This window comes from Pseudomonas sp. ATCC 43928 (genome assembly GCF_005938665.2).
Lineage (GTDB): Bacteria > Pseudomonadota > Gammaproteobacteria > Pseudomonadales > Pseudomonadaceae > Aquipseudomonas.
Genome location: NZ_CP041753.1, coordinates 1,901,049 through 1,917,132 on the forward strand (window position 1 = coordinate 1,901,049; position 16,084 = coordinate 1,917,132).

At 58.9% G+C, this 16,084-nt stretch carries 19 protein-coding genes; 18 read left to right on the forward strand and 1 reads right to left on the reverse strand.

Features of this window, described 5'->3' with window-relative positions; all coding sequences use genetic code 11:
- Positions 1–350 precede the first annotated feature (350 nt).
- Genes rluC through sppA form a run of 3 tightly spaced genes read left to right on the forward strand, consistent with a single transcriptional unit; the run spans position 351 to position 2,973 of the window.
- Positions 351–1,310: a 23S rRNA pseudouridine(955/2504/2580) synthase RluC gene (gene rluC / locus FFH90_RS08605; RefSeq protein WP_007941997.1), complete on the forward strand. Its 960-nt coding sequence runs from the start codon at positions 351–353 to the stop codon at positions 1,308–1,310.
- Positions 1,297–1,959 (forward strand): HAD-IA family hydrolase, encoded by a 663-nt coding sequence (locus tag FFH90_RS08610; protein ID WP_018926225.1) that lies wholly within the window; start codon positions 1,297–1,299, stop codon positions 1,957–1,959. The genes rluC and FFH90_RS08610 overlap by 14 nt, the downstream gene beginning before the upstream one ends.
- A 24-nt stretch (positions 1,960–1,983) precedes the next feature.
- Positions 1,984–2,973: a signal peptide peptidase SppA gene (gene sppA / locus FFH90_RS08615; protein ID WP_064616586.1), complete on the forward strand. Its 990-nt coding sequence runs from the start codon at positions 1,984–1,986 to the stop codon at positions 2,971–2,973.
- Between the two features lie 59 nt (positions 2,974–3,032).
- Here sppA and FFH90_RS08620 read toward each other — a convergent pair whose 3' ends face one another.
- Entirely contained in the window at positions 3,033–3,611 is a 579-nt protein-coding gene (locus FFH90_RS08620) for a nucleoside triphosphate pyrophosphatase (protein WP_138866998.1), read from the reverse strand.
- A 105-nt stretch (positions 3,612–3,716) separates the two neighbouring features.
- Here FFH90_RS08620 and FFH90_RS08625 point away from each other — a divergent pair, with 105 nt between their 5' ends.
- From FFH90_RS08625 to FFH90_RS08695, 15 genes are all read left to right on the forward strand, one after another.
- Positions 3,717–4,244: a YceD family protein gene (locus tag FFH90_RS08625; RefSeq protein ID WP_007942001.1), complete on the forward strand. Its 528-nt coding sequence runs from the start codon at positions 3,717–3,719 to the stop codon at positions 4,242–4,244.
- A gap of 13 nt (positions 4,245–4,257) precedes the next feature.
- The gene (gene rpmF / locus FFH90_RS08630) at positions 4,258–4,440 is read left to right on the forward strand and encodes a 50S ribosomal protein L32 (protein WP_003179396.1); all 183 of its coding nucleotides are present in this window, start codon (positions 4,258–4,260) and stop codon (positions 4,438–4,440) included.
- Between the two features lie 3 nt (positions 4,441–4,443).
- A complete protein-coding gene (gene plsX / locus FFH90_RS08635) occupies positions 4,444–5,454 on the forward strand; it encodes a phosphate acyltransferase PlsX (RefSeq protein ID WP_138866999.1) in 1,011 nt (336 codons plus the stop codon).
- Positions 5,455–5,579: 125 nt separating this feature from the next.
- Positions 5,580–6,518 (forward strand): ACP S-malonyltransferase, encoded by a 939-nt coding sequence (gene fabD / locus FFH90_RS08640; protein WP_026286430.1) that lies wholly within the window; start codon positions 5,580–5,582, stop codon positions 6,516–6,518.
- Between the two features lie 16 nt (positions 6,519–6,534).
- Positions 6,535–7,278 carry a 3-oxoacyl-ACP reductase FabG gene (fabG, locus tag FFH90_RS08645; protein WP_064616588.1) on the forward strand — a complete coding sequence of 248 codons (744 nt, stop codon included), beginning with the start codon at positions 6,535–6,537 and terminating at the stop codon, positions 7,276–7,278.
- 192 nt (positions 7,279–7,470) lie between these two features.
- Positions 7,471–7,707: an acyl carrier protein gene (gene acpP, locus FFH90_RS08650; protein WP_003175607.1), complete on the forward strand. Its 237-nt coding sequence runs from the start codon at positions 7,471–7,473 to the stop codon at positions 7,705–7,707.
- Between the two features lie 109 nt (positions 7,708–7,816).
- Positions 7,817–9,061, forward strand: a complete 1,245-nt coding sequence (gene fabF, locus FFH90_RS08655; RefSeq protein WP_026286429.1) for a beta-ketoacyl-ACP synthase II — start codon at positions 7,817–7,819, stop codon at positions 9,059–9,061.
- On the forward strand, positions 9,061–9,876 hold the full coding sequence (gene pabC / locus FFH90_RS08660; protein ID WP_064616590.1) for an aminodeoxychorismate lyase: 816 nt from the start codon (positions 9,061–9,063) through the stop codon (positions 9,874–9,876). Before fabF ends, pabC begins: the two co-directional genes overlap by 1 nt.
- 3 nt (positions 9,877–9,879) lie before the next feature.
- The gene (gene mltG, locus FFH90_RS08665) at positions 9,880–11,070 is read left to right on the forward strand and encodes an endolytic transglycosylase MltG (protein WP_086944601.1); all 1,191 of its coding nucleotides are present in this window, start codon (positions 9,880–9,882) and stop codon (positions 11,068–11,070) included.
- A 19-nt stretch (positions 11,071–11,089) separates the two neighbouring features.
- Entirely contained in the window at positions 11,090–11,722 is a 633-nt protein-coding gene (gene tmk / locus FFH90_RS08670; RefSeq protein ID WP_138867000.1) for a dTMP kinase, read from the forward strand.
- Complete coding sequence (locus FFH90_RS08675) at positions 11,715–12,701, forward strand: DNA polymerase III subunit delta' (protein ID WP_138867001.1); 987 nt, start codon at positions 11,715–11,717, stop codon at positions 12,699–12,701. Before tmk ends, FFH90_RS08675 begins: the two co-directional genes overlap by 8 nt.
- Positions 12,702–12,733: 32 nt before the next feature.
- On the forward strand, positions 12,734–13,090 hold the full coding sequence (locus FFH90_RS08680; protein ID WP_018926214.1) for a PilZ domain-containing protein: 357 nt from the start codon (positions 12,734–12,736) through the stop codon (positions 13,088–13,090).
- A 14-nt stretch (positions 13,091–13,104) separates the two neighbouring features.
- Positions 13,105–13,896, forward strand: a complete 792-nt coding sequence (locus tag FFH90_RS08685; protein ID WP_138867002.1) for a TatD family hydrolase — start codon at positions 13,105–13,107, stop codon at positions 13,894–13,896.
- Positions 13,897–14,279: 383 nt separating this feature from the next.
- Positions 14,280–14,918, forward strand: coding sequence for a TetR/AcrR family transcriptional regulator (locus tag FFH90_RS08690; RefSeq protein ID WP_007942012.1), 639 nt, complete (start codon positions 14,280–14,282; stop codon positions 14,916–14,918).
- Positions 14,919–15,064: 146 nt separating this feature from the next.
- Positions 15,065–16,033: a GTP 3',8-cyclase MoaA gene (locus FFH90_RS08695; RefSeq protein WP_018926212.1), complete on the forward strand. Its 969-nt coding sequence runs from the start codon at positions 15,065–15,067 to the stop codon at positions 16,031–16,033.
- Positions 16,034–16,084: the final 51 nt, after the last annotated feature.

Here is a 16,084-nt window from a genome sequence, read left to right on the forward strand (position 1 = left end):
GGTCACGCATCATGGCTAATTTAGGCGTTGTTTCCGAAGCGTTCGCTCGGGGTCGTTTGCAGCTGACTGCACTTTGTGAACTGGCCGTGAATATTTGCTCGGAAGGCGAGTGAAAACTCTGCTTTGCGGCATGATTCAGGCCTTATGTCACCTGCGCTTGTTACAACTGCAAACTCTGCCGTTACGTAGCGAAAGCCCCGTAGGACGGCCTCTCGTCCTCGTGAATTGCGTTGGTCAGGGCCGGTTTTTGACCGTTAGTCCGCTGTCCAGGCCACTTTTGGCGGCGTTCGCGACTATAGCAGCAATGATTAAGTGCTTCAATTCCATAAAAAATTGTTATCATCTGCACCATGACGACTACTGCCCCTTCGACCCCAGGCGTACAACTGCTTGAGGTCTCGCCGGAATATGCCGGCCAACGTATTGATAACTTCCTTCTCGCTCGGCTCAAAGGCGTGCCCAAGACCTTGATTTACCGCATTTTGCGTAAAGGCGAAGTGCGGGTGAACAAAGGTCGGATCAAGCCCGAATACAAGCTGCAGGCGGGCGACATCGTGCGCGTGCCGCCGGTTCGCGTGCCCGAACGCGACGAGCCCGTGCCGCTGGCGCAGGGGCTGCTGCAGCGGCTCGAGGCCTCGATTGTCTATGAAGACAAGGCGCTGATCGTGATCAACAAGCCCGCTGGCATCGCGGTTCACGGCGGCAGCGGCTTGAATTACGGCGTCATCGAAGCCTTTCGTCAGTTACGTCCTGATGCAAAAGAGCTCGAGTTGGTTCACCGCCTCGACCGGGACACGTCCGGCCTGCTGATGATCGCCAAAAAGCGCAGCATGTTGCGTCACTTGCACGCCGCATTGCGCGGTGATGGCGTCGACAAGCGCTATATGGCGCTGGTGCGCGGCAACTGGGCGACCTCGATCAAGCAAGTCCGTGCACCGTTGCAAAAGAGCAATCTGCGCTCCGGCGAGCGCATGGTCGAAGTCGACGAAGAAGGCAAGGAAGCCCTGACCGTGTTCAAGGTGCTGCGCCGCTTCGGTGACTTTGCCACCATGGTCGAAGCCAAGCCGATCACCGGTCGCACTCACCAGATTCGCGTCCATACTTTGCATGCCGGGCATTGCATCGCCGGCGACACCAAGTATGGCGATGAAGATTTCAGCAAGGAAATTCGTGACCTGGGCGGCAAGCGTCTATTCCTGCATGCCTACATGCTGACCGTGCCGCTGCCTGATGGCGGCGAGCTGAAGTTGCAGGCGCCGGTCGACGAGATGTGGGCCAAAACCGTGGAGCGATTGAGTGCGCCCATCTGATTACAAGCTGCTGATTTTCGATTGGGACGGTACGCTCGCAGACTCCATTGGTCGGATTGTCGAGGCGATGCACGTGGCGTCCAGGCGCTCCGGCTTTCCGTTGCGCGATGATTTTGCGGTCAAAGGCATTATCGGTCTCGGGTTGCCGGAAGCGATTCGGACCTTGTATCCCGAGATCGGTGATGGCGAACTGATGGCTTTCCGTGACTATTATGCGGAGCACTACATCGCGGCGGAGGCTGTTCCTTCGCCGTTGTTCGAGGGCGTGCTTGAGTCGATGGAAGCGTTTCGTGCCGACGGCTATCACCTGGCGGTTGCCACTGGCAAGGCTCGGCGCGGGCTGGATCGGGTGCTGAAAGCTCACGGCTGGGAAGATTATTTTGATGTCACTCGCGCAGCCGATGAAACGGCTAGCAAGCCTCATCCGTTGATGCTTGAGCAGATTCTCGCCCATTGCGAGGTTCGCCCGGAGCAGGCGCTGATGGTCGGGGATTCGTCCTTTGATCTGCAGATGGCGCGCAACGCAGGCATGGATTCGGTGGCGGTCAGCTATGGCGCTCAATCGATTGAGGCGTTGCAGCAGTTCGAGCCACGACTGTCCATTGATCGTTTTTCAGAATTGCGCGCCTGGCTGAGTCAGCGGGCATAACGGTTTTTTGCAGGGGTAAATGTCATGACCGACGAATGGAAAGCACCCGCCAAGGCGAGCGCGGAGAGCGGTGACGAAAAAAGCTGGAAGCTGCTGGAAAAGACCCTGCTGGCCAGTGTGCAGGAGCATCGCCGATCCCGTCGCTGGGGGATTTTCTTCAAGCTGCTGACCTTTGCATATCTGTTGCTTGCGTTGTTCTTGTTCTCGCCGCTGATGGATATGGAAAAAAGCGCCACTCGCGGTTCCGCTTACACGGCGCTGATCGATATAACCGGCATGATCGCCGACAAAGAGCCGGCGAGTGCAGATAATATCGTAGGCAGTCTGCGTAAAGCCTTCGAGGACAACAAGGTCAAGGGTGTGATCCTGCGGATCAACAGTCCGGGCGGCAGTCCGGTGCAGTCGGGTTATGTCTATGACGAGATTCGTCGTTTGCGCGGCTTGCATCCGGATACCAAGGTTTATGCGGTGATCTCGGATCTGGGAGCTTCTGGTGCCTATTACATTGCCAGTGCGGCAGATCAGATCTATGCCGACAAGGCGAGCCTGGTGGGTTCCATTGGTGTGACCGCGGCCGGTTACGGTTTTGTCGGCACCATGGAAAAATTGGGTGTCGAGCGTCGTACCTACACCTCTGGCGAGCACAAATCATTCCTCGATCCGTTCCAGCCGCAGAAGCCTGAAGAAACTCAGTTCTGGCAGGGTGTGCTCGACACCACTCATCAGCAGTTCATCAGTAGCGTCAAGAAGGGGCGTGGCGATCGTCTCAAGGACAAAGATCATCCGGAGCTGTTCTCCGGGCTGGTCTGGTCCGGAGAACAGGCGCTGCCGCTGGGCTTGATTGATGGTCTGGGCAGTGCCAGTTCGGTGGCGCGTGACGTGATTGGCGAGAAAGAGCTGGTGGACTTCACTATCGAGGAGTCGCCGTTTGATCGCTTCTCGAAAAAGCTCGGTGCCAGCGTGGCTGAGCATTTGGCGATGTGGATGGGCTTCCAGGGGCCGGCGTTGCGCTGATCGTTGGTTGCATAAGAAACCGGCCTGCGTGGCCGGTTTTTTGTGCGCTCGCAGTCGGTTCAGGGTATTTGCACGCCTTCAGCCAGCAACATGTCAACCAGGCGAATCAGTGGCAGGCCGATCAGGCTGGTGGCGTCAGGGCCTTCGGTGCTTTGAAACAGGCTCACCCCCAATCCTTCAGCCTTGAAGCTGCCAGCGCAGTCGTAGGGCTGTTCGGCGTGCAGGTAGCGTTCGATGCGTGCTTCGTCGAGTGCGCGCATGTGCACGGTAAACGGCACGCAGTCGACCTGGCAGTGGCCGGTCTGGCTGTTGAGCAATGCCAGGCCGGTGAGGAATGTCACGCTGGCACCGCTCGATGCCAGCAGTTGTTCGCGGGCCTTTTCGAAGCAGTGTGGCTTGCCGATAATTCGCTGGCCAAGTACCGCGACCTGGTCCGAACCGATGATCAGGTGAGCAGGATGACTGGCGGTAAGTGCCCGGGCTTTTTCTTCGGCGAGGCGCTTTACCAGTTCGATGGCTGACTCGTTCGGGCGATGGCTTTCGTCAATATCCGGCGAGCTGCAAGTAAACGGCAGCTGCAGGCGGGCCAGCAATTCCCGGCGATAAACCGAGCTTGAAGCGAGTAATAAAGGCAGCATGCGCATCTCCAAAGGGCAAGGGGCGAATTCTAACGCAGGCTCAAGTGGCGGACAGGGCTGAATTTCCTTTGACATGGCTGGGGGCATCCCTATAATGCTGCGCCTATGTTGAATGACCCGATTCCACCTCACGTTGACCCGCGCAAATTGGCTGACCGTGGCACCACCCTTCAAGGTGAAATGCTGCTGGCCGATTTGGAGAGACTCTGCGACCCGCTTTCCGACAATGTCGGTACGGTGCAGGCTAAATTCGTTTTTGAACGAGATGAACGTAAGTCTGTGGTAATCCACAGCTTTATCGACACCGAAGTCAAAATGGTTTGCCAGCGTTGTCTTGAGCTGGTCACCCTGCCGATCCATAGCGAATGCAGTTATGCTGTGGTGAAGGAGGGTGCGAATACCCAGTCGTTGCCGAAAGGTTATGACGTGCTGGAACTGGGCGAAGATCCATTGGATCTGCAGTCACTGATCGAGGAGGAGCTTCTGCTCGCCTTGCCCATTGTGCCTGCTCATCATCCGGAAGAATGCCAGCAGCCGGCGGGAGCAGATGAGCCCGAACCGAGCGAGGACGAGGTAACGCGGTCCAACCCGTTCAGTGTATTGGCGCAGTTAAAGCGTGACCCAAACGTTTAGGAGTTAATCAATTATGGCTGTTCAGCAGAACAAAAAATCCCGCTCTGCCCGTGACATGCGTCGTTCGCACGATGCTCTCGAGGCTAGCACCCTGTCTGTAGAAAAAACCACCGGTGAAGTTCACCTGCGTCACCACGTATCGCCAGAAGGCGTATACCGTGGCCGTAAAGTGATCGACAAGGGCGCTGACGAGTAATCCTTGTCCGCTCAAGTCATCGCGATTGACGCAATGGGCGGGGACTTCGGTCCCCGCAGCATTGTTCAGGCCAGCCTTGCTTGTCTGTCAGCTACGCCCTCGCTGCACCTGACCCTTGTCGGTCAACCCTCCTTACTTGAAGAACTGATCGCTGGCCAATCGGCTGCGGATCGCTCGCGCCTGTCGATTGTGCCGGCGTCCGAAGTCATCGCCATGGACGAAAAGCCTGCCCAGGCCCTGCGCGGCAAGCCTGATTCGTCGATGCGCGTGGCGCTGGAGTTGTTGCGTGATGGCAAGGTCCAGGCGTGCGTCAGTGCCGGCAATACCGGTGCGCTGATGGCGTTGTCGCGGTTTGTGCTCAAAACCTTGCCGGGGATCGATCGGCCGGCCATGGTCGCCGCCATTCCGACCGAGAAAGGTTTCTGCCAGTTGCTCGATCTGGGCGCCAATGTCGATTGCAGTGCCGAGCATCTGTTGCAGTTTGCGGTGATGGGGTCTGTGGCGGCGCAAGCCCTGGGCGTCGTTCGTCCACGGGTCGCGTTGCTGAATATCGGCACCGAAGACATCAAGGGCAATCAGCAAGTCAAGCTGGCGGCGACCCTGCTGCAAAATGCGCGTGGCCTGAACTACATCGGGTTTGTCGAGGGCGACGGTTTGTACCGTGGCGAGGCGGATGTGGTGGTGTGTGACGGCTTTGTCGGCAATATCCTGCTCAAATCCAGCGAAGGCCTGGCGACCATGATCGCCGGGCGCATCGAGGCCCAGTTCAAGAAAAATTTCGCGTCGAAACTGGTAGGCGCACTGGCGCTGCCGCTGATGAAGCGCTTGCAGGCCGAGCTGGCGCCGGCACGCCATAACGGCGCAAGTTTTCTCGGTTTGCAGGGAATTGTCGTGAAAAGTCATGGTTCGGCGGGGGTTCAGGGCTTCCAGAGTGCGATTCAGCGCGCCTTGATCGAGATCCAGGAAAACTTGCCGGAACGTCTTCATGGGCGCCTGGAAGATTTGTTGCCTTAGGCGTTTTCGTCAGACAATGCTTAAATGTGACCGCTCAGTTCAATGAGCCATCCAACTGTCAGTTTCTTGCGTTCCCCTGGCGGGACGTCAATTCTCCGACGACAAGATCATTAGGGGCTTGTTACATGTCTGCTTCCCTCGCATTCGTCTTTCCAGGACAGGGTTCGCAGTCCCTCGGCATGCTGGCCGAGTTGGGCGCGCAACACCCAGTGGTCCTTGAAACATTCAAAGAAGCTTCCGATGCTCTGGGTTACGACCTGTGGGCGCTGACCCAGCAAGGGCCGGAAGAACTACTCAATCAAACCGATAAAACCCAACCGGCCATTCTGACTGCCTCGATCGCCTTGTGGCGTCTGTGGCTGGCTGAAGGCGGCGCGCGTCCGGCTTACGTTGCCGGTCACAGCCTGGGTGAATACAGCGCCCTGGTGGCTGCGGGCAGCCTGAGCCTGGGCGCCGCGGTGAAGCTGGTAGAGCGTCGCGGTCAATTGATGCAGGAGGCCGTTCCGGCCGGGCAGGGCGGCATGGCCGCTATCCTCGGTCTGGACGATGCTGATGTGCTGGCAGCCTGCGCCGAAGCGGCGCAAGGTGAAGTGGTCAGCGCAGTCAACTTCAACTCGCCGGGCCAGGTAGTGATTGCCGGCGCCAAGGCTGCGGTCGAACGCGCCATCGAAGGCTGCAAGGCGCGTGGTGCCAAGCGCGCCATGCCGTTGCCGGTCAGCGTGCCGTCCCACTGCGAGTTGATGCGTCCGGCCGCCGAGCGATTCGCTGAGTCGATCGCAGCGATCGACTGGCAGGCGCCGCAGATTCCGGTAGTGCAGAACGTCAGTGCCGACGTACCAGCCGATCTGGAAACCCTCAAGCGCGATCTGCTTGAGCAGCTTTACAAGCCTGTGCGCTGGGTCGAATCGGTCCAGGCGCTGGCTGCCAAGGGCGCGACCCAACTGGTCGAGTGCGGTCCGGGCAAGGTCCTGGCCGGTCTGAACAAACGTTGCGCTGAAGGCGTGTCGACCTCTAACCTCAATACCCCAGATGCTTTCGCTGCCGCCCGTGCAGCGCTGGTCTGATCAAGGAGAAGCTTGCATGAGTCTGCAAGGTAAAGTTGCACTGGTCACCGGTGCCAGCCGTGGTATCGGCCAGGCTATCGCTCTGGAGCTGGGTCGTCAGGGTGCCATCGTTGTTGGTACTGCGACCTCCGCATCGGGTGCCGAGCGTATCGCCGCCACTCTGAAAGAAAACGGTATTCAGGGCACTGGCCTGGAACTCAATGTCACCAGCGACGAGTCCGTAGCGGCCGTGCTGGCGAGCATTCAGGAGCAGTTCGGTGCGCCGGCGATCCTGGTCAATAATGCCGGTATCACCCGCGATAACCTGATGATGCGCATGAAAGATGACGAATGGCATGACGTTGTCGACACCAACTTGAACAGTCTGTTCCGCCTGTCCAAGGGCGTTTTGCGCGGTATGACCAAAGCCCGTTGGGGACGAATTATCAGTATTGGCTCGGTTGTGGGTGCCATGGGCAACGCAGGCCAAGTAAACTACGCAGCCGCCAAGGCCGGTCTGGAAGGTTTCAGCCGTGCGCTGGCGCGTGAAGTCGGTTCGCGTTCGATTACGGTAAACTCGGTGGCCCCAGGGTTCATCGACACCGATATGACCCGCGAACTGCCCGATGCGCAGCGTGAAGCCTTGCAGACGCAAATTCCGCTGGGTCGTCTGGGGCAAGCTCAAGAGATCGCATCTGTGGTCGCTTTTCTTGCGTCCGACGGTGCGGCTTACGTTACTGGGGCTACAATCCCGGTGAACGGCGGGATGTACATGAGTTAAATGTGACGGATTGCTTCAAAAAAATGTCATACGAGCTGTCTAAAATCCGTTATAAAGCTGCAATCTATTTTATCGGCAGAGGGCCGCAGGGTTTGAGGAGTGAAGCTTTCAGTTGAAAAACTGAAAAGTCTTTCTATACACTTACCCACTGGCCAGCTGCCTGAATTTGTCCATTAGGAGTGAAAACAAGGTATGAGCACCATCGAAGAGCGCGTCAAGAAAATCGTTGCTGAGCAACTGGGCGTTAAAGAAGAAGAAGTGGTCAACACCGCTTCCTTCGTTGAAGACCTGGGTGCCGACTCCCTTGACACCGTTGAGCTGGTGATGGCTCTGGAAGAGGAATTCGAGACCGAAATCCCTGACGAAGAAGCTGAAAAGATCACTACTGTACAAGCAGCAATCGACTACGTTACCAGCCATCAGGCGTAATAGTTTTTAGTCGTCGCTCGCTGTCATGGAAAAACCGCACTGCCATCATGGCGTGCGGTTTTTTCTTTAGGCCTTGTGCGAAGTCGTCATTTGAAAAAAGGAGAGTGCTGTGTCGCGTAGACGCGTCGTAGTCACCGGTATGGGTATGTTGTCGCCACTGGGCACGGATGTGCCGAGCAGCTGGCAGGGCATTCTGGCTGGCCGCAGTGGCATTGGTCTGATCGAACACACCGACCTTTCTGCCTATTCCACCCGCTTTGGCGGCTCGGTAAAGGGCTTCAATGTCGAGGAATACTTGTCGGTCAAGGAAGCCCGCAAACTCGACCTGTTCATTCAATACGGTCTGGCTGCAGGTTTTCAAGCCGTGCGTAACGCAGGTCTTGAGGTTACCGATGCCAATCGCGAGCGTATCGGCGTGGCCATGGGGTCGGGTATTGGCGGTCTGACCAATATCGAAGACACCAGCCGCACACTGCATGATTCCGGCCCACGGCGGATTTCTCCGTTTTTCGTGCCTGGCTCGATCATCAATATGATTTCCGGTTTCCTGTCCATTCACTTGGGTGCACAGGGACCTAACTACGCCATCGCCACGGCGTGTACCACCGGTACGCACTGCATTGGCATGGCGGCACGTAACATCATGTACGACGAAGCCGACGTAATGATCGCCGGTGGCGCCGAGATGGCTGCATGTGGTCTGGGCATGGGCGGCTTTGGTGCCTCCCGTGCACTGTCGACCCGCAACGACGAGCCGGCCCGTGCCAGCCGTCCATGGGACAAGGGTCGTGATGGCTTCGTGCTGTCCGACGGTGCTGGCGCACTGGTTCTCGAAGAGCTGGAGCACGCCAAGGCCCGTGGCGCGACCATTTACGCCGAGCTGATTGGTTTCGGCACCAGTGGCGATGCCTACCACATGACCTCGCCACCGGCCGATGGCGCGGGTGCTGCGCGTTGCATCACCAATGCCTTGCGCGATGCGAAGATCAATGGTGATCAGGTGCAGTACATCAATGCCCATGGCACCTCGACCTCGGCTGGCGACCTCGCCGAAGCCTGTGCGATCAAATCGGTGTTCGGCGATCACGCCTACAAGCTGGCCGTCAGTTCGACCAAGTCCATGACCGGTCACCTGCTGGGTGCCGCAGGGGCGGTCGAGGCGATTTTCAGCGTGCTGGCAATCAACAGTCAGGTAGCCCCGCCGACCATCAACCTCGATGAGCCGGACGAAGGCTGCGACCTCGACTTCGTACCCCACACCGCGCGCGGCATGGATATCGACGTGGTGCTGTCCAACTCCTTCGGATTTGGCGGTACCAATGGCTCGCTGGTGTTCCGCCGGTTCGCTGACTGATGGACAGCTGGGTCGACGGTCAACCGGCTGACGCTTTGTCGCTGAAAGATCGCGGCCTGGCTTACGGCGATGGTCTGTTCGAGACCATCGCCGTCAAGGGCGGGCAGCCGTTGTTGCTGGATCGACATTTGTCGCGTCTGGCCGAGGGCTGTTCGCGCCTGGCGATTGCCGCCGATCATGAGCTGATCCGCGCGGAGCTGCTGGCCTATGCCGCCGCACTGGGCGAGGGCGTGCTCAAACTCATCCTCACCCGCGGCGACAGCCTGCGCGGTTACGCCCCCGATCCCTCGGCCCAGGCCCGGCGCATTCTGCAAGGCAATCCTCCTGCTGCCTATCCGGCTGTGCATGCGAAGCAGGGCGTGCGCCTGTTCCCTTGTACAACACGGCTTTCCAAGCAGCCATTGCTTGCCGGTCTCAAGCACCTGAATCGTCTGGAGCAGGTTATCGCCCGTTCCGAATGGCAGGACACCGAGCATGCTGAAGGCTTGATGCTGGATCAGGTCGGGCGGGTGATCGAAGGTGTGTTCAGTAATCTGTTCCTGGTGCGCGATGGCGTGCTGGTGACCGCCGATCTCAAACGTTGTGGCGTGGCAGGCGTGATGCGTGCCGAATTATTGTTTCAAGCCGAGTCATTGGGGATTCCCACACAAATCATCGACATTACCCTCGAACAGCTGCAATGGGCTGATGAGGTCTTTGTCTGCAACAGCGTTTATGGCGTTTGGCCGGTGCGCGCCTATGCCGCACTGAGCTGGCCGGTTGGGCCGCTCACCCGTAAACTCCAAACCATTGCCCGTGCGCTACTGGATGCCTGATTCGTGAGACGTAAATTATTGCTGCTGCTGGAAACCGGACTGGTTCTGGCGGGGCTGTTGGCGGGCGCTTGCGCCTGGAAAATCCATTCGGCGCTGGAACAACCGCTGAACATCGCCCAGGAACAGCTGTTGGAAGTGCCCAAAGGCACTACGCCGAACCGCACTTTCATTCGACTTGAAGCCGATGGCGTCATCAAGGACGCTTTCTGGCTGCGTGTGTACTGGCGCTTCAACCTGGCGGGCCAACCGCTGCACAGCGGCGAATACCGCATGGTTCCCGGCATGACAGTCGAAGGGCTGATCGACCTGTGGAAGCGCGGGGAAATGGTTCAGTACAGCCTGACGCTGGTCGAAGGCTGGAATTTCCATCAGGTCCGCGCAGCCCTGGCCAAGGATGAAAAGCTCGAACAGACCCTCAACGGTTTGAGCGACAGCCAGGTGATGGACAAGCTCGGGCACGGCGGGATTTTCCCCGAAGGGCGCTTCTTCCCCGACACGTACCGTTTCGTGCGTGGCATGACTGACGTCGATCTGCTCAAGAAGGCTTACGACCGCCTCGACGAAGTCCTCGCCAAGGAATGGAGCCAGCGTGCTGCCGACGTGCCCTATACCGAACCCTATCAGGCACTGATCATGGCCTCGCTGGTGGAAAAGGAAACCGGCGTGCCGCAGGAGCGCGGGCAAATCGCCGGCGTGTTCGTGCGGCGCATGGAGATGGGCATGTTGCTGCAGACCGATCCGACGGTGATCTACGGCTTGGGCGATCGCTATAACGGCAAGTTGACCCGCGCCCATCTCAAGGAGCCGACGCCGTATAACACTTACCTGATCGCTGGCCTGCCGCCGACACCGATTGCGATGGTCGGCCGCGAGGCGATCCATGCGGCGTTGAATCCGGCGGACGGCAACAGCCTGTATTTTGTTGCGCGCGGTGATGGCAGCCACGTGTTCTCCGATGATCTGGACGCCCATAACAATGCGGTGCGGGAGTTCCAGCTCAATCGCCGTGCCGATTACCGTTCCAGCCCGGCACCGACTACCACGCCGCTGACGGAAGATGCCCAGGCGCCAATCCCGGCGGCTTCGCCTGATACGGCGGCCGAAGACGTGCCACAAGTAGCGCCGCAAGACTCTGCACAAGAGCCTGCGCCAGCACCCGAGCGGGATGCTCCGGCGCCGCAAAGCCCGCAATGACTCTGATTAAGGACTGCCTGTGACTGGCTTGTTTATTACCCTGGAAGGCCCGGAAGGTGCCGGCAAGAGCACCAATCGCGAATACCTGGCCGAGCGTCTGCGCGCCGCCGGGATCGAGGTGGTGTTGACCCGGGAGCCGGGGGGCACGCCCCTGGCCGAGCGGATCCGCGATGTGTTGTTGGCGCCGGTCGATGAGGTCATGAACCCTGACACCGAGCTGCTGTTGGTGTTCGCTGCGCGAGCCCAGCACCTGGCCGAGGTGATCCGCCCGGCGCTGGCCCGTGGCGCGGTGGTTCTGTGTGATCGTTTTACCGATTCGACCTATGCCTACCAGGGCGGTGGTCGCGGTTTGTCGCTGGAGCGCATCGCGAGCCTCGAAACGTTCGTGCAGGGCGATCTGCGCCCGGACTTGACGCTGATCTTCGATCTGCCGGTGGAAGTGGGCCTGGCCCGCGCCAGCGCCCGCGGTCGCCTGGACCGTTTCGAGCTTGAAGGCCGCACGTTCTTCGATGCCGTGCGCAGTGCCTTCCTCGAGCGTGCCAAAGCGGATCCTGCGCGTTATGTCCTGGTGGATGCCGCTCAACCGCTGGCGCAGGTTCAGCAGTCTCTGGATGTCTTGCTGCCACGTCTGCTGGAGTTGACCCGTGGCTGAAGCCTATCCGTGGCAGGACAGTCTCTGGCAGCAATTGGCCGGTCGTGCCCAGCACGCCCATGCCTATCTGCTGCATGGCCCGGCCGGGATCGGCAAGCGTGCGCTGGCCGAGCGGTTGATGGCCAGTTTGTTGTGCCAGCGTCCGACCGCCCAGGGCGCCTGCGGTGAATGCAAATCCTGCCTTCTGCTCAAGGCGGGTAGTCATCCCGACAACTACGTCCTGGAACCGGAAGAGGCAGACAAGGCGATCAAGGTCGATCAGGTACGTGACCTGGTCAGCTTCGTGGTTCAGACTTCGCAGATGGGCGGTCGCAAAGTGGTGCTGATCGAGCCGGTCGAGTCGATGAACATCAACGCCGCCAACGCCTTGCTAAAAAGCCTTGAAGAGCCGTCCGGCGACACCGTATTGCTGCTCGTCAGCCACCAGACCAGTCGTCTGCTGCCGACCATCAAGAGCCGTTGCGTACAGCAGGCCTGTCCTTTGCCGAGCGAAGCCATGAGTCTGGCGTGGCTGGCCAAGACGTTGCCGGACTGCTCGGAAGACGAGCGCATTGAACTGCTGACCCTTGCTGCCGGTTCGCCATTGGCCGCGGTCAAATTGCAGGCCCAGGGCGTGCGCGAGCAGCGGGCGCTGGTGGTCGAGGGCGTGAAGAGGTTGCTCAAGCAGCAGCAATCGCCGACGCAACTGGCCGAGGAATGGAAAACCATTCCCATGTTGCTGCTGTTCGACTGGTTCTGCGACTGGTCGAGCCTGATCCTGCGTTATCAGTTGACTCAGGATGAAGCGGGGCTGGGGCTGGCGGACATGCGCAAGGTGATTCAATACCTGGCGCAGAAAGCCGCTCAGGATAAAGTCCTGAATATTCAGGACTGGATTCTAGCCCAGCGGCAGAAAGTGATGAGCAAGGCCAACCTCAATCCGGCGCTGTTGCTGGAGGCGCTGTTGGTGCAATGGGTATCCTTGCCTGCCCAGAGGTGACTAGACTCTGATCATCAGAAATGGAGGTCAGCATGAACGAACCCATCAGTCCGGGGCCGCGCAATGGCATTTTGTCCTTGACCATCAAGGACAGGTCCGTGCTCTATGCGGCCTACATGCCATTCATCAAGAACGGTGGCCTGTTTATCCCGACCAACAAGAGCTACAAGTTGGGCGATGAGGTCTTCATGCTGCTGCACCTGATGGACGAACCGGAAAAGATCCCGGTCGCCGGCAGGGTCACCTGGATTACCCCCAAAGGTGCCCAGGGCAACCGCGCCGCTGGAGTCGGCGTGCAATTCAACGAAGGCGATAACACCGCGCGCAGTCGAATCGAAACCCATCTGGCCGGAGCTCTGAAGTCCGACCGTCCCACTCATACGATGTAAGTTGCAGCCCTTTTATGCTTGTAGATTCCCATTGCCACCTTGATCGCCTCGATCTCACCGCCCACAACGGCTCTCTGGATGCCGCGCTCGACGCGGCTCGTCAGAGGGGAGTAGGGCACTTTCTGTGCATTGGCGTCAGCGCCGATAACGCCGCCGACGTCAAGGCGTTGGCCGAACGTTACGACGACGTCGATTGTTCGGTCGGCGTGCATCCGCTGGACGTGCAGCCGGGTGCCGCTCCGGCGCTGGATTGGCTGTTGCGCGAACTCAATCATCCGCGGGTGGTGGCGATCGGGGAAACCGGCCTGGATTACCACTACGAACCGGAAGCGGCAGAGTTGCAGCAGGAGTCGTTCCGCCTGCACCTGCAAGCGGCGCAACAGACCGGCAAGCCGGTAATCATCCATACCCGGGGCGCCCGGGCCGACACCCTCGAACTGTTGCGTGAGGCGGCGCTGCCTCAAGCAGGCGTTCTGCATTGCTTCACCGAAGACTGGGAGATGGCCAAGGCCGCGTTGGATATGGGTTATTACATTTCCCTGTCCGGTATTGTCACTTTTCGCAATGCCGATGCCTTGCGCGATGTGGCCAGCAAAGTGCCGGCCGACCGCTTGCTGGTGGAAACCGACTCGCCGTACCTGGCGCCGATCCCGTATCGCGGCAAACCGAACCTGCCGCAGTACGTGCGTGAGGTAGCGGAATTTCTGGCAATGTTGCGAGGCGAGCCCTACGAGCGATTTGCCGAGCAGACTACCGAGAATTTCAAGCGGTTATTTCCGTTGGCGCACGTCAGGGCATCGGCGTAACGTTGGAAAAAGTCGCAACCTGTGGCGGGCTTTGCTCCCAAATTGCAGGCAAAAAAAACCCGGGTTCTGGGGGGTGAATCCGGGTTAAGACCATTAGGAGTAAAACAAAGGCACGCAATCCTTTGGTACCTTCATCGGCGCGACACTTGGGGGAGATGCCTCGCCGACAGTTGAAGTATTGATCAGTATCGCGCCGAGTCCAGTTTGGTTGGTCGGGTTTTTAAACAAATTTGGAATACGTGCGCTTCGGTTGAGTTCTCATCAACCGGCGAGGTCGCGTGAATTCATCAAGAAACACATATATGGTCGGATGATCCGTGCATTTTGGCGTAAGTTAGGCATAATACGCGGCTTCGAATTTTGACCCCTACAGACCTTTTCTTATGCATAAAGAACCTCGTAAGGTCCGTGAGTTTCGTCGCCGCGAGCAAGAAATTCTCGATACCGCGCTCAAGCTGTTCCTCGAACAAGGTGAAGACAGTGTCACCGTCGAGATGATTGCTGATGCCGTAGGTATCGGCAAAGGCACGATCTACAAGCACTTCAAATCCAAGGCGGAGATCTACCTGCGCCTGATGCTCGACTACGAGCGTGATTTGAACGAGCTGTTGCATTCCGCCGATGTCGATAAGGACAAGGAAGCCCTGTCCCGGGCCTACTTCGAATTCCGCATGCGCGATCCGCAACGCTATCGGTTGTTCGATCGCCTGGAAGAAAAGGTGGTCAAGGGCAACCAGGTACCGGAGATGGTCGAGGAACTGCACAAGATCCGCGCCTCGAACTTCGAACGCCTGACCCTGCTGATCAAGGGCCGGATCAGCGAAGGCAAGCTCGAAGACGTGCCGCCTTACTTCCATTACTGCGCAGCCTGGGCGCTGGTGCATGGCGCCGTGGCGCTGTATCACTCGCCGTTCTGGAGCAATGTGCTGGAAGATCAGGAAGGTTTCTTCCAGTTCCTGATGGACATCGGCGTGCGCATGGGCAACAAGCGCAAGCGCGATACCGACACTCCGAGCAGCTGAGCCATCCAGTTGTCTAATTGCGCCATGAGCCATGATTTAGCTACGTGGCGCAGTACCGCAGGAATATACTCAGGCATAGGGCTTGCTAAAACTTGATTTGTGAGTCAAGTTTTGCGCGTTCGAATCTTCTTTCGCCGGAGTGATCCATGATCGTTGACCGTCAAGGCAGGCGTTTTCGCAATTTGCGGATCAGTCTGACCTCCGCCTGCAACTACGCCTGTACCTACTGCGTGCCCAACGGCAAACGGCTGGTGGCTGCGCAGGATGAGTTGTCGGCCGAGGCGATGGCACGCGGCGTGGCTTATCTGATCGAAGCAGCCGGCATCGAGCGCCTGCGCATTACCGGTGGCGAGCCACTGGTCAGCCCCAAGCTCGAAGCCTTCATGACCGCCGTCGGGCAGATGGGGCTGGCGGACATCAGCCTGACCACCAATGGCCAGCTGTTGGCGAAGAAGCTGCCGCTGCTGGTGGATGCCGGCATTCGGCGCATCAACGTTTCCCTCGATACCCTGGACGCCGGGGCTTTCCGCAGCATTGCCCGCGGCGGCGATCTGGCGACCGTGCTCGACGGCATGGCCCAGGCCGCGGCAGCCGGCATGAAGATCAAGGTCAATATGGTGCCGCTGCGTGGGCAAAACCTCGATCAGGTGATGCCATTGCTCGATTACTGCCTGGAACGCGGCTACGAGCTGCGCTTCATCGAGTTGATGCGCATGGGGCACTTGGCCAGTGATTCCAACGCCTTCCTGCAACAGTTCGTCAGCCTTCAGCAATTGCTGAGCCTGATCGGCGAACACTACGAATACCTGCAGGCCGACGCGCCGGTCGATGCCACGGCGGTGCGCTACGAGATTCCGGGACAGGGCCACTTCGGCGTGATCGCCAACGAAAGCGTGCCGTTCTGCCGCACCTGCTCGCGTCTGCGCTTGTCGTCCACTGGCTGGCTGCATGGCTGCCTGTCGTCGAGCAATCGCCACTATGTCGGCGATCTGCTGGACAAACCCCGTCATCAGGCATTGCCGGCCTTGCAGCGACTGCTGGTGAAGGCTCTGGGGGACAAGCAGGAAGTGGCGTTCTCCGGTGGCGCGACCATCATGAAAATCATCGGCGGCTGAACGCGATCTGTAGCAGCCTTAGGCAGCTGCTACAAAGATGATCCTGGCATG